We start from the raw sequence: 963 nt of genomic DNA, 5'->3' as shown, positions 1-963 counted from the left end.
GCCGGTGCCCACCAGCGGCGCCTCGCTCTTGAGCAGCGGCACCGACTGCCGCTGCATGTTCGCACCCATCAGCGCCCGGTTGGCGTCGTCGTGCTCCAGGAACGGGATCATCGCGGTCGCGACCGAGACCATCTGCCGCGCCGACACGTCCATGTAGTCGACCTCACCCGAGCGGACGTGCTCGAACTCCCCGCCCTTACGCCGTACGAGCACCCGGCTCTCCGCGAACCGGCCGTCCTCCGTCAGTACGGAGTTCGCCTGGGCGATGACGTACCGGTCCTCCTCGTCGGCGGTGAGGTAGTCGACCTGGTCGGTGACCCGGCCCTCGACGACCTTCCGGTACGGGGTCTCCACGAAGCCGAAGGAGTTGACCCGGCCGAAGCACGCGAGGTAGCCGATGAGGCCGATGTTCGGGCCTTCCGGCGTCTCGATCGGGCACATCCGGCCGTAGTGCGAGGGGTGCACGTCACGTACCTCCATGCCGGCCCGCTCACGGGACAGACCGCCCGGACCCAGCGCGTTCAACCGCCGCTTGTGCGTCAGGCCGGCCAGCGGGTTGGTCTGGTCCATGAACTGCGACAGCTGGGAGGTGCCGAAGAACTCCTTGATCGACGCCACGACCGGGCGGATGTTGATCAGGGTCTGCGGCGTGATCGCCTCGACGTCCTGGGTGGTCATCCGCTCGCGCACCACGCGCTCCATCCGGGCCAGGCCCAGACGGACCTGGTTCTGGATGAGCTCGCCGACGGTACGGATGCGGCGGTTGCCGAAGTGGTCGATGTCGTCGGCCTCGACGAGGACATCGCCCGTCGAGGGTTCACCGGCGTGCAACCGGACCAGGTACTCGACCATCGCGACGATGTCGTCCTCGGTCAGGACGGTGACGTTGATGTCCGTGCCGGTCCCGAGCTTCTTGTTGATCTTGTAGCGGCCGACCTTCGCCAGGTCGTAACGCTTGGGATT

1 protein-coding gene is annotated in these 963 nt (G+C 67.3%); it reads right to left on the bottom strand.

The window, feature by feature from the left end; translation table 11 throughout:
• Positions 1 to 963: RNA polymerDNA-directed RNA polymerase subunit B (locus tag IEZ08_RS39090; RefSeq protein ID WP_506330652.1), on the bottom strand; the 963-nt coding region annotated here is incomplete at both ends.

This window comes from Planobispora rosea, assembly GCF_014648175.1.
Classification (GTDB): Bacteria; Actinomycetota; Actinomycetes; order Streptosporangiales; family Streptosporangiaceae; genus Planobispora; species Planobispora rosea.
Note: the sequence above shows the minus strand (reverse complement) of the source record. Positions and strands in the feature narration are given on the sequence as shown.